Annotated in this window: 28 protein-coding genes, 1 tRNA gene and 1 riboswitch; of the genes, 11 read left to right on the forward strand and 18 right to left on the reverse strand. The window is 70.1% G+C overall.

Translation table 11 applies throughout. The annotated features are described in order from the left end of the window. Positions 1–511: 511 nt before the first annotated feature. From CP976_RS31030 to CP976_RS31040, 3 genes are all read right to left on the reverse strand, one after another. Positions 512–1,018, reverse strand: a complete 507-nt coding sequence (locus tag CP976_RS31030) for a hypothetical protein (RefSeq protein WP_150483275.1) — start codon at positions 1,016–1,018, stop codon at positions 512–514. Between the two features lie 172 nt (positions 1,019–1,190). After that, positions 1,191–1,278 (reverse strand) — tRNA-Ser (locus CP976_RS31035). 177 nt (positions 1,279–1,455) lie between these two features. Further along, positions 1,456–1,638, reverse strand: coding sequence for a hypothetical protein (locus CP976_RS31040; protein ID WP_150483276.1), 183 nt, complete (start codon positions 1,636–1,638; stop codon positions 1,456–1,458). 504 nt (positions 1,639–2,142) lie between these two features. Between CP976_RS31040 and CP976_RS43895 the strand changes: the two genes are divergently transcribed. Together CP976_RS43895 and CP976_RS43900 are read left to right on the forward strand one after the other, a co-directional pair. Further along, entirely contained in the window at positions 2,143–2,808 is a 666-nt protein-coding gene (locus tag CP976_RS43895; RefSeq protein WP_229876152.1) for a site-specific integrase, read from the forward strand. Continuing rightward, entirely contained in the window at positions 2,802–3,041 is a 240-nt protein-coding gene (locus CP976_RS43900) for a site-specific integrase (RefSeq protein ID WP_229876150.1), read from the forward strand. The genes CP976_RS43895 and CP976_RS43900 overlap by 7 nt, the downstream gene beginning before the upstream one ends. Positions 3,042–3,111: 70 nt before the next feature. Here CP976_RS43900 and CP976_RS31050 read toward each other — a convergent pair whose 3' ends face one another. The 6 genes from CP976_RS31050 to CP976_RS31075 all read right to left on the reverse strand — a co-directional run bounded on the left by CP976_RS31050 (position 3,112) and on the right by CP976_RS31075 (position 6,637). Then, complete coding sequence (locus CP976_RS31050; protein WP_150483277.1) at positions 3,112–3,945, reverse strand: YhjD/YihY/BrkB family envelope integrity protein; 834 nt, start codon at positions 3,943–3,945, stop codon at positions 3,112–3,114. Between the two features lie 285 nt (positions 3,946–4,230). Beyond that, positions 4,231–4,824, reverse strand: a complete 594-nt coding sequence (gene amaP / locus CP976_RS31055; RefSeq protein ID WP_150483278.1) for an alkaline shock response membrane anchor protein AmaP — start codon at positions 4,822–4,824, stop codon at positions 4,231–4,233. Positions 4,825–4,834: 10 nt separating this feature from the next. Next, complete coding sequence (locus CP976_RS31060; RefSeq protein WP_150483279.1) at positions 4,835–5,500, reverse strand: DUF6286 domain-containing protein; 666 nt, start codon at positions 5,498–5,500, stop codon at positions 4,835–4,837. After that, a complete protein-coding gene (locus CP976_RS31065) occupies positions 5,497–5,943 on the reverse strand; it encodes an Asp23/Gls24 family envelope stress response protein (RefSeq protein WP_150483280.1) in 447 nt (148 codons plus the stop codon). The genes CP976_RS31060 and CP976_RS31065 overlap by 4 nt, the downstream gene beginning before the upstream one ends. After that, positions 5,940–6,167, reverse strand: coding sequence for a hypothetical protein (locus CP976_RS31070; protein WP_150483281.1), 228 nt, complete (start codon positions 6,165–6,167; stop codon positions 5,940–5,942). Before CP976_RS31070 ends, CP976_RS31065 begins: the two co-directional genes overlap by 4 nt. A 38-nt stretch (positions 6,168–6,205) precedes the next feature. After that, a complete protein-coding gene (locus CP976_RS31075; protein ID WP_150483282.1) occupies positions 6,206–6,637 on the reverse strand; it encodes an Asp23/Gls24 family envelope stress response protein in 432 nt (143 codons plus the stop codon). A 201-nt stretch (positions 6,638–6,838) separates the two neighbouring features. Here CP976_RS31075 and CP976_RS31080 point away from each other — a divergent pair, with 201 nt between their 5' ends. The 6 genes from CP976_RS31080 to CP976_RS31105 all read left to right on the forward strand — a co-directional run bounded on the left by CP976_RS31080 (position 6,839) and on the right by CP976_RS31105 (position 13,879). After that, positions 6,839–7,603, forward strand: coding sequence for a hypothetical protein (locus tag CP976_RS31080; protein WP_150483283.1), 765 nt, complete (start codon positions 6,839–6,841; stop codon positions 7,601–7,603). A gap of 354 nt (positions 7,604–7,957) precedes the next feature. Beyond that, on the forward strand, positions 7,958–9,064 hold the full coding sequence (gene rlmN, locus CP976_RS31085; protein ID WP_150483284.1) for a dual-specificity RNA methyltransferase RlmN: 1,107 nt from the start codon (positions 7,958–7,960) through the stop codon (positions 9,062–9,064). Between the two features lie 40 nt (positions 9,065–9,104). Beyond that, a riboswitch (TPP riboswitch) is annotated at positions 9,105–9,211 on the forward strand. Positions 9,212–9,335: 124 nt separating this feature from the next. Then, entirely contained in the window at positions 9,336–10,373 is a 1,038-nt protein-coding gene (locus tag CP976_RS31090) for a thiamine ABC transporter substrate-binding protein (protein WP_167537586.1), read from the forward strand. Beyond that, complete coding sequence (locus CP976_RS31095; protein WP_167537455.1) at positions 10,349–12,037, forward strand: ABC transporter permease; 1,689 nt, start codon at positions 10,349–10,351, stop codon at positions 12,035–12,037. Before CP976_RS31090 ends, CP976_RS31095 begins: the two co-directional genes overlap by 25 nt. Then, a complete protein-coding gene (locus CP976_RS31100) occupies positions 12,037–13,056 on the forward strand; it encodes an ABC transporter ATP-binding protein (RefSeq protein ID WP_150483287.1) in 1,020 nt (339 codons plus the stop codon). Before CP976_RS31095 ends, CP976_RS31100 begins: the two co-directional genes overlap by 1 nt. A 25-nt stretch (positions 13,057–13,081) precedes the next feature. Then, the gene (locus CP976_RS31105; RefSeq protein ID WP_150483288.1) at positions 13,082–13,879 is read left to right on the forward strand and encodes a maleylpyruvate isomerase family mycothiol-dependent enzyme; all 798 of its coding nucleotides are present in this window, start codon (positions 13,082–13,084) and stop codon (positions 13,877–13,879) included. A 68-nt stretch (positions 13,880–13,947) separates the two neighbouring features. Here the strand turns inward: CP976_RS31105 and CP976_RS31110 are convergent, their stop codons facing one another. The 7 genes from CP976_RS31110 to CP976_RS31140 all read right to left on the reverse strand — a co-directional run bounded on the left by CP976_RS31110 (position 13,948) and on the right by CP976_RS31140 (position 20,887). Then, a complete protein-coding gene (locus CP976_RS31110; RefSeq protein WP_150483289.1) occupies positions 13,948–14,676 on the reverse strand; it encodes an LAETG motif-containing sortase-dependent surface protein in 729 nt (242 codons plus the stop codon). Positions 14,677–14,823: 147 nt separating this feature from the next. Then, positions 14,824–15,945 (reverse strand): LOG family protein, encoded by a 1,122-nt coding sequence (locus CP976_RS31115; RefSeq protein ID WP_150483290.1) that lies wholly within the window; start codon positions 15,943–15,945, stop codon positions 14,824–14,826. Positions 15,946–15,970: 25 nt separating this feature from the next. Then, on the reverse strand, positions 15,971–16,378 hold the full coding sequence (locus CP976_RS31120) for a VOC family protein (protein ID WP_086843153.1): 408 nt from the start codon (positions 16,376–16,378) through the stop codon (positions 15,971–15,973). A gap of 108 nt (positions 16,379–16,486) precedes the next feature. Further along, the gene (locus CP976_RS31125; RefSeq protein ID WP_150483291.1) at positions 16,487–18,028 is read right to left on the reverse strand and encodes a hypothetical protein; all 1,542 of its coding nucleotides are present in this window, start codon (positions 18,026–18,028) and stop codon (positions 16,487–16,489) included. Next, positions 18,010–18,759 carry an ABC transporter ATP-binding protein gene (locus tag CP976_RS31130; RefSeq protein WP_150483292.1) on the reverse strand — a complete coding sequence of 250 codons (750 nt, stop codon included), beginning with the start codon at positions 18,757–18,759 and terminating at the stop codon, positions 18,010–18,012. Before CP976_RS31130 ends, CP976_RS31125 begins: the two co-directional genes overlap by 19 nt. Positions 18,760–18,966: 207 nt before the next feature. Further along, on the reverse strand, positions 18,967–20,328 hold the full coding sequence (locus CP976_RS31135; RefSeq protein ID WP_268250155.1) for an aspartate aminotransferase family protein: 1,362 nt from the start codon (positions 20,326–20,328) through the stop codon (positions 18,967–18,969). 19 nt (positions 20,329–20,347) lie between these two features. Further along, positions 20,348–20,887, reverse strand: coding sequence for an Lrp/AsnC family transcriptional regulator (locus tag CP976_RS31140; RefSeq protein WP_150483294.1), 540 nt, complete (start codon positions 20,885–20,887; stop codon positions 20,348–20,350). Between the two features lie 164 nt (positions 20,888–21,051). Here CP976_RS31140 and CP976_RS31145 point away from each other — a divergent pair, with 164 nt between their 5' ends. The 3 genes from CP976_RS31145 (at position 21,052) to CP976_RS31155 (ending at position 24,894) form a co-directional block, all read left to right on the forward strand. Then, positions 21,052–22,491 carry a gamma-aminobutyraldehyde dehydrogenase gene (locus CP976_RS31145; protein ID WP_086854000.1) on the forward strand — a complete coding sequence of 480 codons (1,440 nt, stop codon included), beginning with the start codon at positions 21,052–21,054 and terminating at the stop codon, positions 22,489–22,491. Positions 22,492–22,600: 109 nt separating this feature from the next. Beyond that, entirely contained in the window at positions 22,601–23,128 is a 528-nt protein-coding gene (locus CP976_RS31150; RefSeq protein ID WP_150483295.1) for a hypothetical protein, read from the forward strand. 128 nt (positions 23,129–23,256) lie between these two features. After that, on the forward strand, positions 23,257–24,894 hold the full coding sequence (locus CP976_RS31155; protein WP_150483296.1) for an RNA polymerase sigma factor: 1,638 nt from the start codon (positions 23,257–23,259) through the stop codon (positions 24,892–24,894). On the opposite strand, the gene CP976_RS31160 is transcribed toward CP976_RS31155, so the two are convergent. Further along, complete coding sequence (locus tag CP976_RS31160; protein WP_150483297.1) at positions 24,839–25,585, reverse strand: glycerophosphodiester phosphodiesterase; 747 nt, start codon at positions 25,583–25,585, stop codon at positions 24,839–24,841. The two genes, CP976_RS31155 and CP976_RS31160, sit on opposite strands and share 56 nt — an antisense overlap. Then, positions 25,582–26,700, reverse strand: a complete 1,119-nt coding sequence (locus CP976_RS31165) for an adenosine deaminase (RefSeq protein WP_150483298.1) — start codon at positions 26,698–26,700, stop codon at positions 25,582–25,584. Before CP976_RS31165 ends, CP976_RS31160 begins: the two co-directional genes overlap by 4 nt. Positions 26,701–26,817: the final 117 nt, after the last annotated feature.

Consider the following 26,817-nt stretch of genomic DNA (forward strand, 5'->3'; position numbering starts at 1 on the left):
TTTCTCTACCTCATCGAGTTTCTCTACCTCATCAAGCCCCGGCTGCGCTCCGCTCCGCCGGGCGCGCTTCCCGGCTCCGCTCCGGGCGCCGCTCCTGCCTTCGGCCCGCTCCGCCCGGGCTGCGCCGACGCGCGCCCACGTGAAACAGGCCGGGCCATGAGTCGAGATCCGCGAGCGCGGCAACGCTCAAAGCATGCCTCCGGCGGGGGCGCTCAGGCTCCGAGATGGAGGGGGCGCCGTTCGCGAGTGCCGGCCGGAGTAGTGGCGTGCGCGGGGAGCTCCCATCCCACCTGCCATCGACCCAGGCAGAGCCGAGCAGACGCGGCCCCTGGCGTCCAGGTCGTTCGTACAGTGGCGCGCTCCACCTGGACGCCAGGGACCACGCCCGCTCCACGGTGTGTGGGTCGACGGCAGACGGGATGGGAGCTGGGGAGGGTGATGGGTAGCGGACGGGGTGAAAGTGCGGCTCGAAGGACGGGAACACGAGCCAGGCATCGAAGAGTCCGCCGACCTATGCGTCGAGCTCATCGCGGGGCTGCGACCAGCGCTTGATGATCTTTGCGGGAGATTCCGGGGCTGGCCACACCTGGATACGGATCTTCTCAGTGGTTTCGGGGCTCTCGGCAGAGTCGATGTCGGCCTGAGCTGCTCGAGCCAAGTTGCTCCGGGCCACGCGGACGCGGTTCCAGCCTGGCGGGACCTCGAACGTAGCCGCATCGGGGGCGTAATCCGTGCAGCCCAGAACGGTCAGGCGACCCAACGACACATCGAGGCTGGCCTCAACCACGTGATCGAACTCCAAGCTGTCATCACTCGGCTCCTGAGGCAGCACGACAACAGTGACGGATACGTTGACATTGACAGCCGTGCCGATGCCCAGCGCATCCTGTGCAACCGCGAGGTGATCGGCAACGGCCTGGTCGGTCCACGCGTCGCTCAGATCACCGTCCGAATCCGCATCGGATACGTGTATCTGGAAGTAGTCGGCGAAGAGGGTGAGCTCTGTCGTTGTCGTCATGGCGGCACAGTGCCATGCAGCACTGACAGCCGGGGATGCGGTAGGACCCTGCCCCTTCCGTGCCCGATACGACGGGAAGCCACGGGGAACACGAGGCAGTCACAGGCACGAGCACACGGCGACGGCCCCCGACCAACTACCAGGTCGGGGGCCGTTCTCACTGCTCACCAAGCGGAGGCGGTGGGATTTGAACCCACGGTGACATCGCTGCCACGACGGTTTTCAAGACGGTTCCCTGGGCCGCTCGGGAACCCATCTCCTCGATCGTTGACGGTGGTGATCATCGGCCAGTGCGTGCCGTCATCCTGTAGCCGCCGACGTACGCACGAGCCGGCAACCCACACCGCCCGTACAGGGCCGGACACTTCCGCCCGCAATGACACTACCCCTGGTCCGGGCAGTTGGTTCCGGCCGTCACCGCCTCAGCCTGGCCATTTCTACCGTCGCCGCCTCAGCACTCTTCGGATGAGCAAGAAGGCTGCAAGCGCGATCAGAGCAATTCCCATGACGATCAACATCGCCCCAATGACAATCAGGACCGTCCCGACCAGGATCAACATCGCCCCAATCAGGACCAACATCACCCCAATGATGAGAAGAAGCATCGCGAGGACGGTCATGGTTGCCTCCTGCCCCCTCCCGACTCTGACCCCTTCCCGTCCCCTTTGCAATGATTGCGGATAAGGCGGAAGACTCTGGCAAAGTCCCCCGTTTCTCCAAGAGCAACAAGATGAAGGCTCAGGCCGATGGGTCGCCGTTCGGAACTGCTGACTGCCCTACGCAACCGCGAGCAGTTCGACACGGAGACCGGTCTGCCCGCCTCGGAGGTGCAGGCGCTCAAATCCACCATCTGGTAAGATCACACGCGCGCGTACGCCGAGATGAAGTGGCCTGGTGCCTCGGCCAAGCACCGGGCAAGCATCGCTGACACGCTGGCCACCATCACGCCGAAGCTGGTCAAGGACAACCGTGGGGCTCCGCCTCCCAAGGTTCTCCGGATCGCGCTCTACTCGTGGGTCTACCGGTTCGTTCTCGGCGAGGACGGGACGCTGAGGCCCCGCCTCGACGTCGAGGAACCGCCCGCCGACATCGTGGCCGCACTGGGTTGGATCAGCCGGAAGTCCGTGGACGTCACCGACCTCAACACACCCTCGGTCGTGCGCACGGCACTCGACGCGCTGAAGCTGAAGCAGGACGGCACGGCCGCTGCCGAGAACACGGTCAATCGCAAGCGGACGGTCTTCAGCAGCTGCCTGCGGTTCGCGGTGGAACGGGAGTTGTTGACGTCCCTGCCTCTCGACAAGGTCGACTGGACCCCGCCTGAGACCGACGACGAGATCGACTTCCGGTTCGTCCCCGGCCCCAAGCTGGCGAAGGCGCAGATCGACGCTGTCGGCGAGCAGGGTGAACGCGGACGACACCTGAAGGCGTTCTTCGGCTGCCTCTACTATGCGGCCAACCGTCCTGGTGAGGCGGCCAGTCTGCGTGTGGATGACTTCACCCTTCCCGAAGAGGGCTGGGGTGAAGTCCTGCTCTCCACGAGCATGCCCCGAGTCGGCTCCGGATGGACCGACACGGGCGAGTCATTCGATACGCGCGGCCTGAAGAAGCGGGCCCGCAAGGCGACCCGGCCGGTGCCGATTCCGCCTGCTCTCGTACGCCTGATCCGCGAGCACATCGATGAGTTCGACACTGCCAAAGACGGCCGACTGTTTCGCGCGGCCCAGGGCGGCCAACTCCTGTCTAAGGAGTACGGAAGATATGGAAGGCGGCCCGGCTGGCAGTGCTGACGAATTCCGAGGCAGCCTCGCCGCTGGCTGACGTGCCGTACTCCCTGCGTCACGCAGGCGTCTCGCTCTGGCTTGAGTCAGGCGTCTCCCCGGCCGAGGTCGCGCGGCGGGCGGGTCACAGCATCGCTGTCCTGTTCCGGTTCTACGCCAAGGCCATTCATCGCAACCAAGCGCGGGCCAACCAGCAGATCCAGCAGGCTCTCGAAGCGATCGGCGAGCACGACGACGAGTAGGCAGCAAATCGACTCGTAGGGGCGTCCCTTGTGGGGCGCCCCTCCTGTTTGGGTATGACCCAGATACGTGTCACCTGCGCCGTTTCAGTGCGTGTGCCATGCGGGGCAGTTCCTCGTACAGCAGTCGGCCGACCAGTGCCCCGCCGAAGACGACGACGCCCACACCGACCAGCCAGGACTGGATGACCAGGACGGTTCCGACGGGCCCGTAGGTGACGGCGTTGGACGCGATCAACGGCGAGAAGACGAGCCTGGAGAAGCCCCTCAGGCCGAGCAGCCCGATCATGGTGGCCACGGCGCCGGGCAGCAGGGCACGCCAGCGGACCCTCCCACCGAGCAGCAGGCGCTGGGACCACCACAGGAACAGGACGGCACTCACCGACGCGACGGCCCCACCTGCCAGAGGTCCGCGCAGCAGCGTGGTGCTAGCGGCGACGTAGAGGTATCCGGTGAGGACACCGAGCCACACCACATGCCGCCACCTGGCCCACCAGCGGGCTGGCGGCAGGCCCCAGACCTTCTCGTAGCCGGTCTGCACCGCCGCCCCGAAGGTCAGGCCGAACACGGCAAGGGCGACGATGCCGAACACAGTCGTGGTGCGCAGGGCCTGGCCGGGCGGGGTGAACAACTGCTCGACCTGCCGCCTGGAGGCCCTCGACACACCGAGCCCTTCTCCCAGCCACTGTGCGAACCCCCGCCCGTGCTCGGGATCGGCAGAGGAGACGATGATCAGCAGCGGCACGAGCGTGAGGAACCCCAGTGCCGCGAAGCCCAGCGAACGCGACCATAGCTCGACAGCCCTGCTCCGCCGCCATCCGCGCCCGACTGGAGAACGGCTGATCACGCGGCGCAGCGGCCCGAACCGGGATGAACGGTCAGCGGCACCAGAAGCCTCCATCGGCATGCCTGCCGACTACCACGTTCGGAACGGGCCATGAGGTTCAGCAGACTGTGGCTGCCCGCAGAGGGCGGCTTCGCCCCGGCCCGGATCGACAGCTCAGGAGGCAGGCCATGATCCGATATGAGACACGAAACCTCCACCATTCCATCGTGTCAGTGGTTCAGCTGCCCCGGCGTGGGCCGGAACCGCGTCGCCGCTCGGCGGACGGAGATTCTGCGCCGAGTCCCTTCGTGACGGCGTCCTGCCGCCGCACGCCGTTCGGTCGCGGTGAATGACCTTGGCCCGTAGTCAGGCGACACGGTCGGCGCGGTGGCGGGCTTCGCGGAGTCGGACCTTCGACGGGAGACGGTCCAGGCCGGCCGAGTCTCGTGCGTGTGCGAGCGTTTCCCGGCTCAGCTGCTCCAGAGTCCGCGTTGGATCCGCGTGAGGCTCCAACAGCAGCCGCACGCGTGCTGTCGGAGCAGTACGTCGGCCCGTCAGCCGTACCTGAGCCCGCGAGACCCCGTCCAGGGCCTGTGCCTCTTCCTCGATCACGTCCTCCAGCGTGCGGCCGTTGAGTCGGGCTGCCGCGCCGTCTTCGCTGGCGACGAGGACCTCGCCCAGGCGGTGTCTGCGCTGTGCGAGGAGCCACCACAGCAGCAGGGCCAGCAGCACGGCGAGCACCGCGATCACGGTCGGCCACCACCACCCTTCTTCCCGCCACCGGGTTCGTCCCTCGGTGCCCAGCACTACATCGTCCGGCCCGCGGAAGGGCCACCAGCCCGGCATGCCGAAACCCCAGTGGCGGTGCAGATCCAGCCCGCCCAGCAGCACACCGCCGCCCAGCGCGAACACTGCGAGGCCGAGCAGTCCCAGCAGCACCCGGTTCACTGTCTTGAGCATCGGAGTCACCTCAGCCCTTCTTCGGCCGCCGGACGTGCACGGTCAGCGTGGGTTGCCGGACGAGGCCCAAGGACGTCACGGCTTCACTCAGCGTGGCGTCCAGATCCGAGCGAACCTCCTTGAGATCGCGGAAATGTGCCCACGCCCGGGCTTTGACCTTCCGGCGGCCGACAGCTACCCGAGCCGACTGGACACCGGCCACCTGCCTGGCTCGGTCGCGCAGAACCAGGGCGACCGCGCGGCGGTCGAGCCCCCCGTGGACCTCCTCTGCCCCGGGGATACCGGTGGGCTGACGCATGGGCAGCAGCCTGCGCAGTCCCGGCGTCACCGCCAGCAGGAAGAGCCACAGGCCGAGGGCCATCGCCACGGCGGCCCCGACGATCATCCAGGTGTCATCCAGTGGCCGTGTCGCCAATTCCTCGGCGAGCCGTCGCCGCCAGCTCATCGCAGACCGGCCTGCCCGAACCGAGACCACGTCGTACAGGAGCAATCCGATTCCCCCGACGGCCAGCAGGGCCACCAAGGCCGCAGGGAGCCGCCGCGCGGACCAGAAACGGCGCGCTGCCGTCGAGCCCGCGCCCGCCTCGGGGGTGCCATCGGCGGACGGAGTCGCCTGTCCGGGATCAGAGGAAAGGTCGCTGTCACCGGTCGGCTGCCGCCAGGTGTTCGCGCTCATCTCACCCTCTCCTGGTTCGTGTGCCGCGCATGCACCGAGTGCAGCCGCTCGACCGACACCGCGAGGTCGGACACGTCCATGCCGAGCCATGTCCCGAGCCGTTCGGTCACCTCCCGGCGTACTGCGGCGCACTGCGCCCCGATGTCGGAGGGATAGCCGAGCTCGACGGTGATGCGCATCCGTACCTCGCCGATAACCGTCTGCTGTCCGGCGGCGGACTCGTCGCCTCCTCCGGCGGTATTCCGCTCTGGTGCCCGCCGCACGGAAGTGTTCACGCGTGGCGTCCGGTGGCCGGACGGTACGTGGCCGACCGACTCGGTGAACCGGCTCAGCACTTCGCCCGCCACCTGGGAAGCGATCTTCGCCACGACCCGGTCGGCGACGACGATCGCACCGCGCTCCCCGCGCGGGATACCCGGGCGCCGGTCGGCTTCACCGGTCACTGCCGCCAGTCTCCCCGAGCCCGTCGCCGGTCATCGCGGATCCGTTCCTGCCGGTCTCGGCGGCGGACGAAGTCGCCCGGTTCGAGATCACCTTCCACCAACCGCCCGACCACGAGACCGACGACGCCCAGACCGAGCACCAGCAGGAAAGCCCAGAAGTTACCGAAATAGGCGGCGAAACCCAGCGCCATTCCCGCAATCAAGCCCACCACTGCCCTGCTCATCACGCGCTCCTTAACTCAAGCGGGCTGCTCCGCCCCGGCTACTGGATCCGCTGCCGCTCTTCCCCTTCGTCCTCCTCGTCGGGGAGCTTCACGTCGCTGACCATGATGTTGACTTCCACGACTTCCCGGCCCGCCAGCCGTTCCACTGCAGAGATCACGTTCTCCCGCACCGCACCGGCCACGTCCGTGATCGAGACGCCGTAGTCGACGACGATCTCCAGATCGATGGCCGCCTGCAGCTCGCCGACCTCGACGCTGACCCCGCGTGTGACGGACTTGCCACTACCGGCGCCGGGCATCCTCTCCCGCACGGAGCCCATCGAGCGCGCGAATCCGCTGCCCAGGGCATAGACGCCGCGTACGTCCCGTGCCGCCATTCCTGCGATCTTCTCCACCACCACATCGGCGATGACCGTCCGGCCGCGGGAACCGGGCGCACCACCGTGCCTTACGCCGGCGTTCTCAGTCATCGGGATATCCCTCCCTCAAGAAACCCTCAGGCACCGTTTGTTCTGATTATATTTCATTAGTACCTTTTGCCCTAAGTGTAGATCGTGACGGATGGCCCAACACGTGGCCCGAGCGTCCCCACCCGGGGACCTCGCGGACACTCCGGGTGCAGTGCGGCAGGAAGAGAACCGCGGCCATGGAAGAGAGAGGGTGAGAAGCCGGTGATCGAGGCGTGGACGCCGCCAGTACGGCACCAGCTCGACCTGGGCCGACTGCTCCCGCTCGGCGGGCCCGACGACGGGACATGGATCACCGAGCAAGCAGCCGTCCGGGCCCTCGGGCGGGCGGCCGCTGAGATTCCCGGTGTCCGGGTGGAGACCTTGCGCATTGGGTCGGCACCGTTCGAGCCCGTGTCCGAGCCGGCCGTCCGTCCGCCGGCCAGCGCGCTACCGCCCGGCCCGCTCAGGATGGAGGCAGCCTTCACGGCCTCCCTCAGGCAGCCACTGCCTCACACCGCCGAACAGCTGAGGAACGCACTGCTCAACGCGGCCACTGAAAGGCTCGGCCTGGCCGTCGGGACGACCGACTTGCGTGTCACGGATCTCCATGAAGGCCCGGAGACAGCCATCAGGTCGCCGACCGCAAGGAGGACCATGAAGCCCCAGCCGGAAGCCGCAGCCGGGCGAAACTCGCCTCCGGCGACCGGAACAGGACCCACGCCAGGCCTCACCGGGAAACTGGCCGACGTCGCGGCGGCCGTTCCGGGAGTCGCCCGCCTCACAGACGTGCTGGGAAGCCGCCCGATCAGGGTGAAGCACGATGTTGATCCGCCCAGCCGCCACATCGAGGTCCAGCTCGCGGTCGCCCCCGGACACCATCCACTGGAAGTCGCTCGCGCCGTCCGGGTCGCCGTAGCCGACGCAGCCACCACTGACACGCCGGGCCCGGTCACCGCCGCCGTCCTCATCACCGAGACCGCGGCATAACCAGCCAGGCGTCAGGTTGCTCAAGAGAACTATGGAGCATGGCCCCCGTCTGAATCGTCAACGTGATGGTTCCGCGTCAGGAGCGGACTACCTGCAAGCAGGGCTGTCCCACAGGCCAGAGCTGGTCCACAGCTGGTCCACACGCACTGATCAACAACGCGACACAGCCGGATCAAGGTGAGACAGACCCCATGCAGAAGGGGTGCCCCTCACTCGATCTCCTGAGCACGCGCCCTCGGGCCGTCCCTGGGCCGTGCAAGGCCGATCAACGATGACAGAGAGCACTCACGGGTGACCACCCCCACCCCGCTCCGGCCTGGGCTCCCGCAGTTGATCTGCCACACTGGATGGGTTATGCCTGCACCCGGAGAACTCACTTTCGTCGCCCCCCGCGGAGCCAAGAAGCCGCCGCGGCATCTCGCCGACCTCACTCCTGCCGAGCGCAAGGAGGCCGTGGTCGCTGTCGGGGAGAAGCCGTTTCGTGCCAAGCAGCTCTCGCAGCACTACTTCGCGCGGTACGCGCACGATCCGGAGCAGTGGACCGATATTCCGGCCGGCTCGCGCGGCCGGCTCCAGGAGGCGTTGCTCCCCGAGCTGATGACCGTCGTGCGGCACCTGTCGACCGACCAGGGCACCACGCGCAAGACGCTGTGGCGGCTGTTCGACGGGACGCTCGTCGAGTCCGTGCTGATGCGCTACCCGGACCGGGTGACCATGTGCATCAGCTCGCAGGCCGGGTGCGGGATGAACTGCCCGTTCTGTGCGACCGGGCAGGCGGGGCTCGACCGGAATCTGTCCACCGCCGAGATCGTGCACCAGATCGTGGACGGTATGCGGGCGCTCAGGGACGGTGACGTGCCGGGCGGGCCGGCGCGGCTCAGCAACATCGTGTTCATGGGCATGGGCGAGCCGCTCGCCAACTACAACCGGGTCCTCGGCTCCATCCGGCGGCTCACCGACCCCGAGCCCGACGGGCTGGGGCTGTCGCAGCGCGGGATCACCGTCTCGACGGTCGGTCTCGTCCCGGCCATCCACCGGTTCGCCGACGAGGGCCTCAAGTGCCGCCTCGCGATCTCGCTGCACGCCCCCGACGACGAGCTGCGCGACACCCTCGTGCCCGTGAACACGCGGTGGAAGGTCCGGGAGGTGCTGGACGCCGGCTTCGAGTACAGCGCCAAGTCCGGACGCCGGCTGTCCATCGAGTACGCGCTGATCCGGGACATCAACGATCAGGCCTGGCGCGGTGACCGGCTCGGGCGGATGCTCAAGGGCAGGCCCGTGCACGTGAACCTGATCCCGCTCAATCCGACGCCCGGGTCGAAGTGGACGGCTTCCCGGCCGGAGGACGAGAAGGCGTTCGTGGAGGCCATCGCCGCGCACGGTGTGCCGGTGACGATCCGGGACACCCGTGGTCAGGAGATCGACGGGGCGTGTGGTCAGCTCGCGGCGACCGAACGGTAGTCTGACCGGCGTAGGCACAACCGTATTTTCCGACACCTTCATATTCCGACAGGGGAGCGCCACAGCGCTGAGAGTGCGGCACACGGCCGCAGACCCTCCGAACCTGGCCCAGGTCATTCTGGGTAGGGAGATCGGTCATCACTCGAGCTGTTGCGCCCTGCCCGGGAATCCCAGGGATCCCGGGCAGGGCCGCGTCTTCTCCTGGTCCTCCAGGAGGAATCCAGTGAGCAACAACATCAAGCGGCTGACGGCGGTGGCCGTCGGGTTCGGCATGGCCGGCACGCTCGCCGCGTGCGGGTCGTCCGACGGCGGCCAGGGGTCCGGCGACTCCAAGACCGTGACCCTCGTCAGCCACAACTCGTGGGCCGCCTCGAAGGGCGTCATCGCGGCGTTCGAGAAGCAGTCCGGCTACAAGGTGAACGTCCTCGAGGACGGCGACGCCGGGCAGGCCGTGAACAAGGCCATCCTGACCAAGGACAACCCGCAGGGCGACGTCTTCTTCGGCGTCGACAACACGCTGCTGTCCCGCGCCCTCGACAACGGCCTGTTCCAGCCGTACGAGGCGAAGGGCTCGGACCGGATCGCGCCGGAGTACCGGGCCGACCAGGACAAGCACCGGGTCACGCCCGTCGACACCGGCGACATCTGCGTCAACTACGACAAGAAGTACTTCGCCGACCACAAGATCGACCCGCCGCGCAGCTTCGACGACCTGGTCAAGCCCCAGTACAAGAACCTCCTCGTCACCGAGAACGCCTCCACCTCCTCGCCCGGCCTGGGCTTCCTGCTCGGCACCGCCGCTAAGTACGGCGACGGGGGCTGGGAGGGGTACTGGAAGAAGCTCAAGGCCAACGGCGTGAAGGTCGTCGACGGCTGGGAGCAGGCCTACAACGAGGAGTTCTCCGGCTCGGCCGGCGGGAAGAAGGCCAAGGGGGACCGGCCGCTCGTCGTGTCGTACGCCTCCTCGCCGCCCGTCGAGGTCGTCTACACCGACCCGAAGCCCGCCGCGGCGCCGACCGGGGTCGCGCAGGGCACCTGCTTCCGGCAGGTCGAGTACGCCGGGCTGCTGAGCAACGCGAAGAACACCAAGGGCGGCAAGGCGTTCCTCGACTTCCTGATCAGCGAGCGGTTCCAGGAGGACATGCCGCTCAACATGTACGTGTACCCGGTGCGCGAGGGCGCCCAGGTGCCGCCGGAGTTCGTGAAGTACGGGCCGCAGGCGAAGGACCCGGAGACCATGGACCCGGCGAAGATCGCCGACCGCCGTGACCAGTGGGTCAAGTCGTGGACTTCGCTCGTACTGAAGTAACGGGACCAACCGGAGCAGCCGTCCGCAGGGACCGGCGCGGGAGCGCGGCGCGGCTCGGGCTCATGGCCGTGCCCGTCGCGTTCTTCGCGGTCTTCTTCGCCTACCCCGTCGCCGCGATCGTCGCGCGCGGTCTGGAGGTCGACGGGGTCTGGCAGTTCGGGCGGATCGGGGAGGTGCTGGCGCAGTCCGACGTCCGGCACGTCCTGTGGTTCACCACCTGGCAGGCGATCGTCTCGACGGTGCTCACCCTGCTGATCGCGCTGCCCGGCGCGTATGTCTTCGCGCGCTTCGACTTCCGCGGCAAGCAGGTCCTGCGGGCGGTCGTGACCGTGCCGTTCGTGCTGCCGACGGTCGTCGTCGGTACGGCGTTCCTGGCGCTGGTCGGGCGGGGCGGGCTGCTGGACGAGCTGTGGGGGCTGCGGCTGGACACCACCGTGTGGGCGATCCTGCTCGCGCACGTCTTCTTCAACTACGCGGTCGTCGTACGGACCGTCGGCGGGCTCTGGGCGCAGCTCGACCCGCGGCAGGAGGAGGCCGCGCGGATGCTCGGGGCGTCGCCGCTGAGGGCCTGGCGGAAGGTCACACTGCCCGCGCTCGCGCCCGCCGTGGCCGCCGCCGCGCTCATGGTCTTCCTGTTCACCTTCACCTCCTTCGGTGTCGTCCAGATCCTCGGCGGGCCCACCTTCTCGACCCTGGAGGTGGAGATCTACCGGCAGACGTCGGAGATCTTCGACCTGTCCACGGCGGCCGTGCTGACGTTGATCCAGTTCGTCGCGGTGGGCGCGATCCTCGCCCTGCACGCCTGGACCGTACGGCGGCGGGAGACCGCGCTGCGGCTGGTGGACCCGTCCGTGACCGCGCGCCGGCCGCGCGGCACCGGGCAGTGGGCGCTGCTGGGCGGGGTGCTCGTCACCGTCGTCGTGCTGCTCCTGCTGCCGCTCGCGGTGCTGGTGGAGCGGTCCCTGGACGCGCCCGGCTTCGGCTACTACCGGGCCCTGACCAGGGACGACGGCGGCGTGTTCCTGGTGGCGCCGATCGAGGCGATCGGCAACTCCCTGTCGTACGCCGTCGCCGCCACCCTCATCGCCGTGGTGATCGGCGGCCTCGCCTCCGTCGCGCTCACCCGCCGGGACGCCGGGCGGTTCGTGCGCGGCTTCGACGCGCTGCTGATGCTGCCGCTCGGGGTGTCCGCGGTGACCGTGGGCTTCGGTTTCCTGATCGCTCTGGACGAGCCGCCGCTGGATCTGAGGTCGTCATGGATCCTGGTGCCGCTCGCGCAGGCGCTGGTCGGTGTGCCGTTCGTCGTGCGGACGATGCTGCCCGTGCTGCGGGCGGTGGACGTGCGGCTGCGCGAGGCGGCCTCGGTGCTGGGGGCCTCGCCCTGGCGGGTGTGGCGTGAGGTGGACCTGCCGATGGTGCGGCGGGCGCTGCTGATCGCGGCCGGGTTCGCCTTCGCGGTGTCGCTCGGGGAGTTCGGGGCGACGGTGTTCATCGCGCGGCCCGACAACCCGACGCTGCCGGTGGCCGTGGCGCGGCTGCTGGGGCGGCCCGGGGAGCTCAACTACGGTCAGGCGATGGCCCTTTCGACGATTCTGATGGTGGTGTGCGCCGTGGCCCTGCTGGTGCTGGAGAGGCTTCGCACCGACCGGACCGGGGAGTTCTGATGCTGCTGGCTCTGGAAGGCGCGACGGTCCGTTTCGGCGGGCGTGCCGTGCTGGACGCCGTCGATCTGGAGGTCGCCGAGCACGAGGTCGTGTGCGTGCTCGGGCCCAGTGGCAGCGGCAAGTCGACGCTGCTGCGGGCGGTGGCGGGGCTGCAACCGCTCGACTCCGGGCGGGTGTCGCTCGACGGGCGCGACCAGGCGGGCGTGCCCGCGCACCGACGCGGAGTCGGGCTGATGTTCCAGGACCATCAGCTGTTCCCGCAGCGGGACGTGGGCGGCAACGTCGCCTTCGGACTGCGTATGCACGGGGCGTCGAAGCGGCAACAGGCCGAGCGCGTACAGGAGTTGCTGGACCTGGTCGGCCTGCCGGGCGCGTCCCGCCGGGCCGTCGCGGCGCTGTCCGGCGGGGAGCAGCAGCGGGTGGCGCTGGCCCGGGCCCTGGCGCCGAGCCCCCGGCTGCTGATGCTGGACGAGCCTCTGGGGCAGCTCGACCGGTCGCTCAGGGAGCGCCTGGTCGTCGAACTTAAGGAACTCTTCGGCCGGTTGGGCACGACCGTGCTCGCCGTGACGCACGACCAGGGGGAGGCCTTCGCGCTGGCCGACCGGGTCGTGGTGATGCGGGACGGGCGGATCGCCCAGTCCGGTACGCCTCTTGAGGTGTGGCAGCGGCCGGCCGACGCGTTCGTGGCCCGCTTCCTCGGCTTCGAGAACGTCGTCGAGGCGACGGTCGGCGCGGAGGCCGCGGACACGCCGTGGGGCAAGGTGCCGGTGCCGGAGGACGCCCCGCAGGGCACGCGGACCCTGCTCGTGCGGCCCGCCGGTGTGCGCCTGGTGCCCGCCGGCACGGGCCTGCGCTGCACGGTGACCGCGCGCACCTTCAAGGGCACCCATGTCGCCGTCCACCTCCAGCCGGAGGACGCCCCGCGCCTGGAGGCGGCGTGCGCGCTGCGGGCGGCACCGGAGACCGGGGACGAGGTCGGGGTGGAGTTCGACGCGGGAGAAATCGTGGTGCTCGACTGATCGGCTGCCGCCTAGGGTGCGGGGCATGACGTTACTCGCACACGAACGCTACTGCGACGAAATCGCCCACCAGGTCGCTCTGTTGAGGTCCGTGGTGATGTCCGGCGCCGATCTGTCCGGCACCGTGCCGACGTGCCCGGACTGGTCGCTGGAGGACCTGGTCAGGCACACGGGCGGCGCCCTGCGCTGGGTGGAGTTCATCGTGCGGACCCGGGCCGAGGAGGAGGTGCCCGAGGAGCGGGTGCCGGGCCTCGCCGGACCCGGGCGCCGGGGTGACGCCGCCGTACTGGACGCATGGCTGGCGGAGAGCGGCGAGCAGGTCGTCGCAGCGCTGCGGGAGGCCGGGCCGGACACCAAGGTGTGGAGCTGGGCGGGGATCCTCAACTCCGGGTTCTGGGCCCGCCGGATGACGCACGAGATCACCGTGCACCGCGCGGACGCCACGCTCGCCGCCGGACTGCCCTACGAGGTCGCGCCCGACGTGGCAGCCGACGCGATCGACGAATGGCTCCAGATCGTCGAGTTCGTCCAGCGGACGGCACCGCACGACGCGGCGCGGGAACTGCGTGGTCCGGGCCGCAGCATCCACCTGCACGCCACCGACACCGGGCCGCATCTGAACGCCGAGTGGCTCATCGAGCTCACCGAGGACGGTGTCGCCTGGCGCCGCGGCCACGAGAAGGCCACCGTCGCCCTGCGCGGTCCGCTCACCCCCGTCCTGCTCGCCTTCTACCGTCGGCTGCCGCTGGACGCCCCTGAGGTGGAGGTGCTGGGCGAGCGGGAACTGCTGGAGTTCTGGCTGGAGCGGGCGACCTTCGGCTAGGGCGGGAACAGGCGATGGCCCGCCCCCGCGAAGGGGAGGGGCCACCACCGGGCGTTGATGCGCGGGCGTCAGCTGTCGCTGTTGCTCGCCCCACGACGGCGCATGCCGAAGAACACCGCGCCCCCACCGACGACGACCAGGGCCGCCGCGATGCCGGCGATGATGCCGGTGTTGGAGTCGGCACCGGTCTCGGCGAGGTTGGAGTCACCGGCCGCCGGCGCGGGCGCGTTGCCCGCCGGCGTCGTGCTCTCGCTCTCCGACGGCGCCGGAGCCGGGGTGTCGGCCGGGGTGTCGGTCTCCTCGGCCGGCTTCGACGGGGAGGCCGACGGGGTCGGCGTGGCCGGCTCGGTCGCCGGCGGCTTCTCCTCTTCCTTCTTGCAGGCCGTGGCCGGGGTGACGAGGTTCGGCTTGATGTCCTCGTCGACGTACGGAGTGGCCTTGACGTGGATGCGGTACTCCGCGTTCGGCTTCCAGTCCTCAGTGAAGGTGATGGTGGTGCCCTCGCGCGAGCCCTTGACCACCTGCTCGCCGACCTTCTTCTGGTCGGCGCCGTTGTTCTCGAGGTACACGGTGACGGTCGCCGGGATGCCGGCGGGGTCCACGTCGGTGACGGTGATGACGCCCTTGTCACCATCGCACTTCGCCTCGGCCGAGAACTCGTTGATGTTGCAGGCGAGCGCGTTGCCGGCGGTACCGAGCGCGAGCGCGGCCGATGCGGAGGCGACACCGAGGATCCGCAGGGAACGTGCGACGGTACGGCGGGATGCCGTACGGCGTGATACGGACAGAACTGCCACGTTTGTCCTTTACAGGATGCGCAAATGCGGGGGGTGGAGGCAGTGTTGACTGGACATCAGCACTACCGTGAGGCTCACAGGTCTATAAGCGCCGCATAAGTAGTGTCAACGCATATGCAGGTTGCAAGCACTTGCTTTGCCAGCTTATTAACCGCCGAGACGTTTCAACGCCTCCGGTGCCTCCTCGATCCGCTCCACCAGGGCGATCCGCGCCTCCATCGAACGGCCGCTGGCCAGCGACCGGAGCAGCGGCCACGTCGGCAGCTTCTCGGTCCAGTGCGCCCGGTTCACGAGCACCATGGGCGTCGGCTCGCCCCGCGACTCGTAGTAGTTGGGCGTCGCGTTGTCGAAGATCTCCTGTACGGTGCCGGCGGCGCCGGGCAGGAACACCACGCCCGCGTCGGACCGGGCCAGCAGGCCGTCCTCGCGGGTGGCGTTGGCGAAGTACTTGGCGATGTGCGACGCGAAGGCGTTCGGCGGCTCGTGGCCGTAGAACCAGGTCGGGATGCCGACGGAACGCCCGCCCTGCGGCCAGCGCGTGCGTATCTCGAAGGCGGCCGTCGCCCATTGGGTGATCGACGGCGTGAAGCGCGGTGCCTTGGCGAGCAGTTCGAGCGACTCGGTGAGCATCTCCTCGCCGAACGGGGCGGCGTACGCGCCGAGGTTCGCGGCCTCCATCGCGCCCGGGCCGCCGCCCGTGGCGACCGTGAAACCGGCGCGGGCCAGCTCCCGGCCGAGCCGTGCCGCCCCCGCGTACTCCTGAGTGCCACGGGCCATCGCGTGGCCGCCCATCACGCCCACGACCCGGGCGCCGGACAGGAGTTCGTCGAGTGCGTCCGAGACCGAGTCGTCGTGGACCGCGCGCAGCATGGAGGCGTAGATGTCCCGGTCCGCCTTCGTGCGCTGGAACCAGGCGTACGCCTGGGCGTCGGGTGTGGCCTCGTAGCCGTCCGCCAGCGACTCGAAGAGCTCGTCCGGGGAGTAGACGTGGCCGCGGTACGGGTCGAAGGGCAGGTCGGGGACCGGCGGGAAGACCAGGGCGCCGTCCGCGCGGACCTTCGCGGCGGCCTCCTCGCGCATCGCGCAGCCGAGGAAGACCGCGCCCGCGGTGTCCGTGGTGAGCAGTTCGCGCGTACGGTCCGTCAGGTCGACGGCCTGGACGCGGTGACCGGCGAGCGTGCCGCGCGCCGAGACGGTCGCGTCGAACTCCTCGAGCGTCTCGATCTCACGGTCGTCGTGGTGGGCCGCATGGGCGGGCATCGTCTGCACCCGCCCATGCTGGCACAGCCATGTCTCAGCCCTCGACTGCCGACGGGTCCATCCACACGACCTCGAAGGTGTGGCCGTCCGGGTCGTCGAAGGCGCGGCCGTACATGAACCCGTGGTCCTGGGTCTCACCGGAGACGGAACCGCCCGCCGCGACCGCCTTCTCGACCAGCTCGTCGACCTTCTCGCGGCTCTCGGAGCTCAGCGCGATCAGCACCTCGCTGGTCTTCTTCGCGTCCGCGATCTCCTTCTTGGTGAACTGGGCGTACTTCTCCTTGGTGTGCACCATGACCACGATGGTCTCGCTGATCACGACCGAGGCGGTGCTGTCGTCGCTGAACTGCTCGTTGATCGAGTAGCCGAGCTCCGTGAAGAACTTCTTCGAGGCGTCGAGGTCGCTGACACACAGGTTCACGAAGATCATCTGCTGGTACATGCGGGGTCTCTCCCATCAAGTCCGTGCCGTTACGTGGGGATAGACCGGGGGCCTGTGCGGAACTCATCGCCGTACGGAGATTTTTTCGTACGAGTTTTTCAGCGGGCTTCAGCGGGCCAGCGGCAGCGCCGCCAGCTCGGCGACCGTCAGGGTGAGCGGGCCGAACAGGGCGAGCAGCGCGCCCGCGCGGAGGGCGGCGGCGCTTCGCAGCATCGTCGCGGGGGCGCCGAGGCGCAGCAGCGCGGCGGTGGTGTCGGCGCGGGCCTGGCGGGCCTCGACGGCGGCCATGAGGAGCGTCCCCACGGTGCAGCCGGTCACCAGCAGCACGCCGAGCGTGGTGAGCGGACCGAGCGACAGCCCGTCCGGGGCGTGCAGCAGCGCCATGGCGTACGCGGCCGCCAGCACGGCGCAGAGCACGCCCAGGGGGTGGCCGATCCGGGCGGCCTCCGCCATGAGGATCCGGCCGGCCAGGAGCCGGAGGGCGCCGGGGCGGGCCGACTGGAGCAGCCGTCCGCACAGATGGGTCAGGCCCGGACCGGCCATGGCCAGGCCGACGGCGGCCAGCGCCCAGCCCGCCAGGACGCCGGGGGAGGCGCCGGAGAAGGTGAGGTCGGGGGGCGTGGGGGCGGTGCGGCTCGTGTAGGTCTCCACGGCGAGGCCCGCGGCCAGGACGGTGATGCCCCAGGGGAGACCGGAGGGGGCGGCGGTGGGGGAGTTGCCGGACAGAGCGGTGTCCGGCAGGGCCGCTTCGGACACCGCGGTGTCGGGTGTCGCGGTGTCCCCGGCCGCGTGCGCGGCGCTCCCGGCCGGGATCACGACGCTCATGGCGTCCGGTGCCGCCGTCCGAGGGTTGGACGGCTCGGCGGGGTCCTCGACCGTGCTCACCGTTCCCGCGGCGCCCCGGGCGGCCGAGCCCGTGGCCGCCGCCGGGACGGACGTGCCCGTACGCCCGGACGGCGGCCCGCCGTTGTGCCCGGCCGGCTCGCTGGGTTCGGCGGGCCCGGTGGCACGACTGTCCGTGGGGCGGACGATCTGGCGGCCGAATCGGCCGTACGCCCCGAAGGTCTCGTGTGTGCTCGTGCTCCGGTACGCGCCGAAACGGCCGTACGCCCCGGCCGCCCGGGACGGGGCCGGCCCCGCCTCCCTCGGCCGCAGCGCCAGCGCCACCGCCACCGACGCGGCTGCGGGCACGATCGAGAGCAACATCAGGGCTCCCGGCAGCGGCAGCGGCCGGTCCGCCGCGAGGGACTCGGCGGCCGCGCCGTCGAAGGGCATGCCCGTCAGGTCGCCGCGCAGGTGCAGGAAGAACAGCAGGGCCAGCATCGAGCCCAGGGTGCAGGACAGGGCCGTCGTCGTCGCCGAGACGGCCATCAGGCGCAGCGGGCCGAGGCCGATCGCGGAGAGGCCGGGGCGGGGCTTCGTACCGGGGTCGGTGCGGGCCACCGCGATCGCGAAGTACACCGTGGCCGTCAGCGGAGCCACGCACCAGGCCAGGCGCAGCAGGGCGGCGCCGGTGGCGCCGGGGTGGCCCAGCGCGTATCCCAGGGCGCAGAGCAACAGGAAACCCGTCCCGGCCGAGGCCGCCGCGACCAGGAGGCGGCGCAGCTGGACGGCGGGGTGGGAGCCGCGGGTCAGACGGAGAGCGAGCACGCGGCCCGGCCTTCCGTCTCGGTGGGCCCGGCGACCGGCGGCAGGTGCACCGTCTGCACGCGCCGCCCGTCGAGCAGGGACACCGTGCGGTCGGCGAGCGCCGCCGTCTCCGCGTCGTGCGTGGCCAGGACGACCGTGATGCCGTGGGAGCGGGCCGCCGTGGTGAGGGTGCGCAGCGCATGGGCGCGGTCGGCGCGGTGCAGGGGCGCCGTGGGCTCGTCGGCGAACAGCACCGACGGCGCGGGGGCGAGGGCACGGGCGATGCACACCCGCTGTCGCTCGGCCTGCACCAGCTGGTGCGGACGTTTGCGGGCGCTGTCGCCGATGTCCAGGCGCTCCAGCCACTCCAGGGCCGCCTTCTTGGCGCGGCGCCTGCTGGTGCCGCGCAGCATCAGCGGCAGGGCGGCGTTCTCCCAGGCGTTGAGCTCCGGGACCAGCGAGGGGGCCGGGTCGATCCAGCCGAAGCGGTCGCGGCGCAGCCGCTCGCGAGTGAGGTGGCCCATGGTGTGCACGGGCATGCTGTTGAACCAGACCTCGCCGCGCCGGACGGGCACCAGGCCGGACAGGCACCGCAGCAGGGTCGTCTTGCCGCTGCCGCGCGGGCCGCTGACGGCGAGGATCTCGCTCTCCCGGACGCCGAGCGAGACACCGCTGAGCGCGGGGGAGCCGTCGTCGTGCTGGAAGTGCAGGGCGCGTGCCCAGAGCACGTCGTTGTCCGGCGGGGCCTCCATGGGCGTACACCTCGGTTCAGATCCGTAGTTCCCGTGCCATCCCCCGTGCGGGGGAACGAAGGCAGGGCCGATCGGTCACTGGGCACGCTAGGCAGAGCGCGGCGGGACGCCGGACAGCACGCGGCCCCGGGGCGCCGTTTCTCACTCGAACGGGGGGCACCGGGGCCGGTGTTGATCATCCAAACAGACGATCGGAGCGACGGTCGGTCAGAGCTTGGTCCACGCCTCCGAGAGGGTGGCGCGCAGGATCTGCTCGATCTCGTCGAACGTCGACTGGTCGGAGATCAGCGGCGGGGCGAGCTGGACGACCGGGTCGCCGCGGTCGTCGGCGCGGCAGTACAGGCCGTTGTCGTACAGCTTCTTGGAGAGGAAGCCGTACAGGACGCGCTCGGTCTCGTCCGCGTCGAAGGACTCCTTGGTCGCCTTGTCCTTGACCAGCTCGATGCCGTAGAAGAAGCCGTTGCCGCGGACGTCGCCGACGATCGGCAGGTCGTGGAGCTTCTCCAGGGTGGCGCGGAAGTTGCCCTCGTTGTCCAGGACGTGCTGGTTGAGGTTCTCGCGCTCGAACAGGTCGAGGTTGGCCAGGCCCACGGCCGCGGAGACCGGGTGGCCGCCGAAGGTGTAGCCGTGCAGGAAGGTGTTGTCGCCCTTGTAGAACGGCTCGGCGAGGCGGTCGGAGACGATGCACGCGCCTATGGGGGAGTAGCCGGAGGTCATGCCCTTGGCGCAGGTGATCATGTCCGGGACGTAGTCGAACTTGTCGCAGGCGAAGTACGTGCCCAGGCGGCCGAAGGCGCAGATGACCTCGTCGGACACGAGCAGCACGTCGTACTGGTCGCAGATCTCGCGCACGCGCCGGAAGTAGCCGGGCGGGGGCGGGAAGCAGCCGCCCGCGTTCTGCACCGGCTCGAGGAAGACCGCGGCGACCGTGTCCGGGCCCTCGAAGAGGATCTGCTGCTCGATCTGGTCGGCGGCCCAGCGGCCGAAGGCCTCGGGGTCGTCACCGTGGATCGGCGCCCGGTAGATGTTGGTGTTCGGGACCTTGTGGGCGCCCGGCACCAGGGGCTCGAACGGCGCCTTCAGAGCGGGCAGACCGGTGATGGACAGGGCACCCTGCGGCGTGCCGTGGTAGGCGACCGCGCGGGAGATGACCTTGTGCTTGGTGGGCTTGCCGACCAGCTTGAAGTACTGCTTGGCGAGCTTCCAGGCGGTCTCGACCGCCTCACCGCCGCCGGTGGTGAAGAAGACCTTGTTCAGGTCGCCCGGGGCGTGGTGCGCGAGGCGCTCGGCCAGCTCGACGGCCTTGGGGTGGGCGTAGGACCAGATGGGGAAGAACGCCAGCTCCTGCGCCTGCTTGGAGGCGGTCTCGGCGAGTTCGACCCGGCCGTGCCCGGCCTGCACCACGAACAGGCCGGCGAGACCGTCGAGGTAGCGCTTGCCCTGGTCGTCGTAGATGTACGTGCCCTCGCCCCGGACGATGGTGGGGACGGGGGACTTCTCGTACGACGACATGCGCGTGAAGTGCATCCACAGGTGGTCGTACGCGGTCTGGGAGAGGTCCTTGCTCACGGCTATCGGGTCCTCACGGTTATCGGGTTCCCCACATGTAGGTCTGCTTCTTGAGCTTGAGGTAGACGAAGCTCTCGGTGGAGCGCACTCCGGGGACGGCCCGGATGCGTTTGTTGATGACCTCCAGGAGGTGGTCGTCGTCCTCGCAGACGATCTCCACCATCAGGTCGAAGGAGCCCGCGGTCATCACCACGTACTCGCACTCGGACATGGCCGTCAGCGCGTCCGCGACCGACTCCACGTCGCCCTCGACGTTTACGCCGACCATCGCCTGTCTGCGGTAGCCCACGGTGAGCGGGTCCGTGACGGCGACGATCTGCATCACGCCCTGGTCGAGCAGCTTCTGGACGCGCTGGCGCACGGCCGCCTCGGACAGGCCGACGGCCTTGCCGATGGCGGCGTACGGCCGGCGGCCGTCCTCCTGGAGCTGCTCGATGATGGCGAGGGAGACGGCGTCCAGCTGCGGCGAGCTGCCGTTCCTGGACTCGCGGGAGGGCTCGCGGTGCTCCCGCGAGCCCTTCTGGTCTGCGCTTCGACTGGCCACGAGGTCACTGTGCACGAGGTCTCGACACTTCCGCAAGCCTCGATCGATGAAATCCGTTGTTTCAGTAGCCGACTCCTGCGGATTCCGCACGATCGAAGGGAGCGGGGGTGTTGAAAACGTGGGTCGGCCGACTAGGGTGGGTGTCTCAAGTACTGGACATCCGAACTGGAGGGCCGGCAGTGAGCACCGAGCTGCGTCGTCTGCGCAACTACATCGGCGGTGAGTTCCGGGACGCCGCCGACGGACGGACCACCGAGGTGGTCAATCCCGCGACGGGCGAGGCGTACGCGACCGCTCCGCTGTCCGGGCAGGCGGACGTGGACGCCGCGATGGCGGCGGCCGCCGAGGCCTTCCCCGGCTGGCGCGACACCACGCCCGCCGAGCGCCAGAAGGCCCTGCTGAAGATCGCGGACGCCTTCGAGGAGCGCGCCGAGGAGCTGATCGCGGCCGAGGTGGAGAACACGGGCAAGCCGGTCGGGCTGACCCGCTCCGAGGAGATCCCGCCGATGGTCGACCAGATCCGCTTCTTCGCGGGCGCGGCGCGGATGCTCGAGGGCCGCTCGGCCGGTGAGTACATGGAGGGCCTGACCTCCATCGTGCGCCGCGAGCCGGTCGGGGTCTGCGCGCAGGTCGCGCCGTGGAACTACCCGATGATGATGGCCGTGTGGAAGTTCGCCCCGGCGATCGCGGCGGGCAACACGGTCGTGCTGAAGCCGTCCGACACCACCCCGGCGTCCACGGTGCTGATCGCGGAGATCCTCGGCGGGATCCTGCCGAAGGGCGTCTTCAACGTCATCTGCGGCGACCGCGAGACGGGCCGCATGATGGTCGAGCACGAGATCCCGGCGATGGCCTCCATCACCGGTTCCGTACGGGCCGGCATGCAGGTCGCCGAGTCCGCGGCCAAGGACGTCAAGCGCGTCCACCTGGAGCTGGGCGGCAAGGCGCCGGTCGTGGTCTTCGAGGACACCGACATCGCCAAGGCCGTCGAGGACATCTCGGTCGCGGGCTACTTCAACGCCGGCCAGGACTGCACGGCCGCCACGCGCGTCCTGGTCCACGAGTCCATCCACGACGATTTCGTCTCCGCGCTGTCGAAGGCCGCCGCCGAGACGAAGACCGGGCAGCCGGACGACGAGGACGTGCTGTTCGGTCCGCTCAACAACCCCAACCAGCTCAAGCAGGTCGAGGGCTTCATCGAGCGGCTGCCCGCGCACGCGCGCGTGGAGGCCGGCGGCAAGCGGGTCGGCGACAAGGGCTACTTCTATGCGCCGACCGTCGTCTCGGGCCTCAAGCAGGACGACGAGATCATCCAGAAGGAGGTCTTCGGCCCGGTCATCACCGTCCAGTCCTTCCGCGACGAGGACCAGGCGGTGGAGTGGGCCAACGGCGTCGAGTACGCGCTCGCCTCCTCCGTGTGGACCAAGGACCACGGCCGCGCCATGCGGATGTCCAAGAAGCTCGACTTCGGCTGCGTCTGGATCAACACGCACATCCCGCTGGTCGCCGAGATGCCGCACGGCGGCTTCAAGAAGTCCGGCTACGGCAAGGACCTGTCGGGGTACGGCTTCGACGACTACACGCGCATCAAGCACGTGATGACGTCGCTGGACGCGTAGGCGCCGGATCTCGTTGCGCGGCCCCGGGCGGGGTGTACCTCGCCCGGGGCCGTTCGCGTGTGCGCAGACCTATTTTTGAACATGTTCAATACGGGCGTAGAGTGCCGCCATGAGCGACAGAGCCGCCCTGGTGAAGGGCATCCGTGCGTGGCTGGTCTTCTTCGTCGTCTGCCTGGTGCTCAGCGGCGCCACGGCCTTTCCCCTGGTCCACGAATTGCGCTGGACCGAGGATCTGCTGCACGCGCTGTCCGCGGGCGAGTACCTGCCGGGTCTGACCGACTGGATCGAGCGGGTCCGGGCCGGGCTCGACGAGGCCGACGCCGAGTACCCCTTCCTCCTCTACGGCACGGACTGGCTGGCCTTCGCGCACCTGGTGATCGCGGTCGCCTTCTACGGGCCCTACCGCGACCCGGTCCGCAACATCTGGGTCGTCGAGTTCGGGATGATCGCCTGCGCGGGGATCATCCCGCTTGCCCTCATCTGCGGACCGATCCGCCACATCCCCTTCTGGTGGTCGGTGATCGACATGGCCTTCGGAGTGCTCGGGGTGATCCCGCTGTACGTCGTACGGCAGCGGATCAAGCGGCTGGAGGCCCTGACCGTGCCGGCGGCCGCCACCCCGGCGCTCGGCGGCTGAGAAAAAGTGTTATCCCGAGAACCTTCACGCCGTCTCCCCGCATGTGATCCCCCACATAGCCAAGACCCCCGTCCTGCCTGAGAGGGTGCGTGCGGAAAAGTACTGATCCCAGCCGGCGAGAGGCCACCGTGGACAGTCAGCACTGGCGCGCCACCATCACGGCGGCGCAGTCCGGCGACCGGCAGGCGCTGGACGAGCTGGTCGCGGGCTGGCTGCCGCTGGTCTACAACATCGTGGGCCGGGCCCTGAACGGGCACGCCGACGTCGACGACGTCGTCCAGGAGACCATGCTGCGCGCGGTCGGCAACCTCGGCTCGCTGCGCGACCCGGACAGCTTCCGGTCCTGGCTGGTGGCGATCGCCATGCGCCAGATACGCGACCGGGCCCGGCGCCGGACGGCGGACCGGCTGGAGGAGGCACCGGCCGCCGACTTCGCCGAACTGACCGTGCTGCGGCTCCAGCTCGAGGGGCAGCGGCGCGAGGTCGCCGAGGCCGCGCGGTGGCTCGACGACGAGGACCGGCAGCTGATGTCGCTGTGGTGGCTGGAAGTCGCGGGCGAACTGACCCGGCGCGAGCTGGCCGCCGCCGTCGGCATCACCCGGCAGCACGCCGCCGTGCGCGTGCAGCGGATGAAGGAGCGCCTGGAGACCTCGCGCGGCATCGTCCGCGCCCTGGACGGCGCCTGCCCCGACCTGCGCGAGCTGACCGGCCGCTGGAACGGCCGGCCCGACTCGGTGTGGCGCAAGCGGCTGGCCCGGCACATCCGGGGCTGCGGCTACTGCGGCGGCACCCACGAGACGGTCGTACCGGCGGAACGCCTCCTGGTCGGTATCGCGCTCGTCCCGCTGCCCGTCGGGTTCACCCTGTCGCTCGCCTTCGGCGGCAAGACGGCGGTGGCCGCCACCTCCGCCGGGTGGTCCGCCAAGCTGCTGGGCGCGCTCACCAAGCCGGCCGTCGTGATGACCGCCGGCGCGACGATGGTCGCGGGCGGCGCCTACGTCGTCACGCAGCCGCCGGACGCCCCGCCTCCCCGGGCCGCGGTCACCCCCACGGCGACGGCCACGTCCGAACCGCCGCCCTCCGCCACGCCCAGCCCCAGCCCCACGCCCTCCCCGTCGGCGAAGAGGAAGGCCGACCTGTACGGCACGGTCGTCGACGCCGGCGACCGCGCCCCCGACCCGGACGCCCGGCCCGCCACCCTGCCCCGCCGCCCCGAGTCCGGCATCACCAGCACCGGCGGCCCGAAGGCCGTCATGCAGCACCGCGGCGACAGCGTGACGCTGAGCGGCCGGGGCTATGTCCTGGTCCGCTGGCAGATCTCGCCGCACGCCCGGCCCGGCGCTGTGGTCATGCCGACCTGGACCGGCCTGAAGGGCAAGCTGTTCCACGTGGCCTCCGGCGGCTCGCGCCGCATGGACGACCCACTGCCCGGCGCCCCGAACGGCTACGTCACCGGCATGGGCGGCCCGGACATCGGATACGCGGTGCTGCCGCCCGGCACCCAGCAGATGTGGCAGAACGAGTACTTCTACGTCGACGGCACCGTCACCCTCACCCAGAACGAACGCGGCTGCGACTACGGCATCGCCGTCTTCCCCTCCGACTGGGAGGCCGTTGACAAGGACGTCAACACGGGCCCCGCCCAGGGCGCGATCCGCTACGGCCTCGTCCGCGACACCGGCACGGACAGCGCGCCGGTGCCGCAGTACGTCACGCGCTCGACCCCGGACGATCCGGCGACCGTCCCGCAGCGCTCGCGCGTGTAGCGCACAGCACGTCGATGCGGTTGGTCGTGATCGAGTCCACCCCCGCCTTCAGCAGCCGTCGCATGGCGCGGCTCGTGTCGGGGGTCCAGACGGACAGCAGGTAGCCGTCGCGGTGGACGCGGTCGGCGAGGAGGCGGTCCACCAGCGAGAAGCGGTAGTTGAGCCAGCGCGGGCGGATCGCCTCCAGCAGGACGGGCCGGGGCGGGGCCAGTGTCGTCCAGGTGAGGGCGATCTCCGCGGCCGGGTCCGCCGCGCGCACGGCGAGCATGGCGTCGGCGCCCGCGCAGTAGTAGACGCGGTCCGCCGCCCCGGCCTCCCGTACGGCGTCCATCACCCGCCGCACCGCCCGCACGTCCGGTGAGCCGGGCAGGTCGATCATCACCCGGTTGCCGTCGGTCGCGGCCAGCGCCTCCGTCAGGGCCGGAACCCCGCCGCCGGTCAGTCCGCGCACCTCCTCCCAGGACAGCGCGAGCACCGGCCGCTCCTGCTCCCAGAGCCGCTTCAGCGTCCCGTCGTGCAGCAGCACCGGCACGCCGTCCCGGGTCAGCCGTACGTCGATCTCCACCGCGTCCGCGCCCCGTTCGAGCGCGGAACGCAGCGAGGCGACGGTGTTCTCGCGGTGGCGGTACGGGTCGCCCCGGTGGGCCACGGCGGTCACGAGCCGTCCGGGGCGCTCGGGTGAGGGCGTCACCGGTCGAGCCACCCCGCGGTGTACGTGTCGATCTCCTCGTTGATCCGGGCCTTGCCCGCGGCGTCCAGGAAGGACGCCTCGACGGCGTTCTTCGCCAGCTCGGCCAGGCCCCGCTCGTCGAGGTCGAGCAGCCGGGCGGCCACCGCGTACTCGTTGTCGAGGTCGGTGCCGAACATCGGCGGGTCGTCGGAGTTGATCGTGACGACGACCCCGGCCTCGGCGAACTCCTTGATCGGGTGCTCGTCGAGCGTGCGGACCGCGCGCGTGGCGATGTTGGAGGTCGGGCACACCTCCAGCGGGATCCGGTGCTCGGCGAGGTGCGCGAGGAGCTTCGGGTCCTGCGCGGAGCTGGTGCCGTGGCCGATGCGCTCGGCCCGCAGATGCGTGAGGGCGTCCCACACCGTCTCCGGGCCGGTGGTCTCACCGGCGTGCGGTACGGAGTGCAGCCCGGCCGCGATCGCCCGGTCGAAGTACGGCTTGAACTGCGGACGCGGCACGCCGACCTCGGGCCCGCCCAGACCGAAGGAGACCAGGCCCTCCGGGCGGAGCCGGTCGTCGGTGGCGAGCCGGGTCGTCTCCTCGGCGGCTTCGAGCCCGGCCTCGCCGGGGATGTCGAAGCACCAGCGCAGCACGGTGCCGAAATCGGCCTCGGCGGACTTGCGGGCGTCCTCGATCGCGTCCATGAAGGCGCGCTCGTCGATGCCGCGGCGGGTGGAGGAGAACGGGGTGATGGTCAGCTCGGCGTACCGCACCTGCTGGCGGGCCAGGTCACGGGCCACCTCGTAGGTCAGCAGCCGGACGTCCTCCGGGGTGCGGATGAGGTCGACGACCGACAGGTACACCTCGATGAAGTGGGCGAAGTCGGTGAAGGAGAAGTAGTCGACCAGGGCAGCGGGATCGGTCGGGACCTTCGAGTCGGGGTGGCGGGCGGCCAGTTCGGACACGATCCGGGGGGAGGCGGAGCCCACGTGGTGCACGTGCAGTTCGGCCTTGGGCAGACCGGCGACGAAGGCCTTCAGGTCGCGTGGGGCGCGGGGGTCGACGAGATGCTCGGTCAAGGGTTCCTCCCCGGAACGGCGCCCCTGCCGGCGCGTGGCGGGCGGGGCGCGGGTGATCGGCTGATCGATGACTCGGGTCTCATCGTAGGCGCTGGAGCAGCGCCCTCAGGGGCGCGGGGCAGTACCGGTATGCGGCTCCGCCGCGGGGGCGCGACCAGCCCCAACGCAACCCGC

It is taken from the genome of Streptomyces coeruleorubidus, assembly GCF_008705135.1.
Lineage (GTDB): Bacteria > Actinomycetota > Actinomycetes > Streptomycetales > Streptomycetaceae > Streptomyces > Streptomyces coeruleofuscus.

Excerpts from the sequence above, each read along its gene's own strand:
- CP976_RS31030 (WP_150483275.1), bottom strand. The coding sequence starts at position 1,018 with ATGACGACAACGACAGAGCTCACCCTCTTCGCCGACTACTTCCAGATA.
- CP976_RS31070 (WP_150483281.1), bottom strand. The coding sequence starts at position 6,167 with ATGAGCAGGGCAGTGGTGGGCTTGATTGCGGGAATGGCGCTGGGTTTC.
- CP976_RS31100 (WP_150483287.1), top strand. The coding sequence starts at position 12,037 with ATGCTGCTGGCTCTGGAAGGCGCGACGGTCCGTTTCGGCGGGCGTGCC.
- CP976_RS31120 (WP_086843153.1), bottom strand. The coding sequence starts at position 16,378 with ATGTACCAGCAGATGATCTTCGTGAACCTGTGTGTCAGCGACCTCGAC.
- CP976_RS31050 (WP_150483277.1), bottom strand. The coding sequence starts at position 3,945 with ATGCCGATGGAGGCTTCTGGTGCCGCTGACCGTTCATCCCGGTTCGGG.
- rlmN (WP_150483284.1), top strand. The coding sequence starts at position 7,958 with ATGCCTGCACCCGGAGAACTCACTTTCGTCGCCCCCCGCGGAGCCAAG.
- CP976_RS31040 (WP_150483276.1), bottom strand. The coding sequence starts at position 1,638 with ATGACCGTCCTCGCGATGCTTCTTCTCATCATTGGGGTGATGTTGGTC.
- CP976_RS31105 (WP_150483288.1), top strand. The coding sequence starts at position 13,082 with ATGACGTTACTCGCACACGAACGCTACTGCGACGAAATCGCCCACCAG.
- CP976_RS31090 (WP_167537586.1), top strand. The coding sequence starts at position 9,336 with ATGGCCGGCACGCTCGCCGCGTGCGGGTCGTCCGACGGCGGCCAGGGG.
- CP976_RS31130 (WP_150483292.1), bottom strand. The coding sequence starts at position 18,759 with ATGGAGGCCCCGCCGGACAACGACGTGCTCTGGGCACGCGCCCTGCAC.
- amaP (WP_150483278.1), bottom strand. The coding sequence starts at position 4,824 with ATGCTCAAGACAGTGAACCGGGTGCTGCTGGGACTGCTCGGCCTCGCA.
- CP976_RS31060 (WP_150483279.1), bottom strand. The coding sequence starts at position 5,500 with ATGAGCGCGAACACCTGGCGGCAGCCGACCGGTGACAGCGACCTTTCC.
- CP976_RS31150 (WP_150483295.1), top strand. The coding sequence starts at position 22,601 with ATGAGCGACAGAGCCGCCCTGGTGAAGGGCATCCGTGCGTGGCTGGTC.
- CP976_RS31075 (WP_150483282.1), bottom strand. The coding sequence starts at position 6,637 with ATGACTGAGAACGCCGGCGTAAGGCACGGTGGTGCGCCCGGTTCCCGC.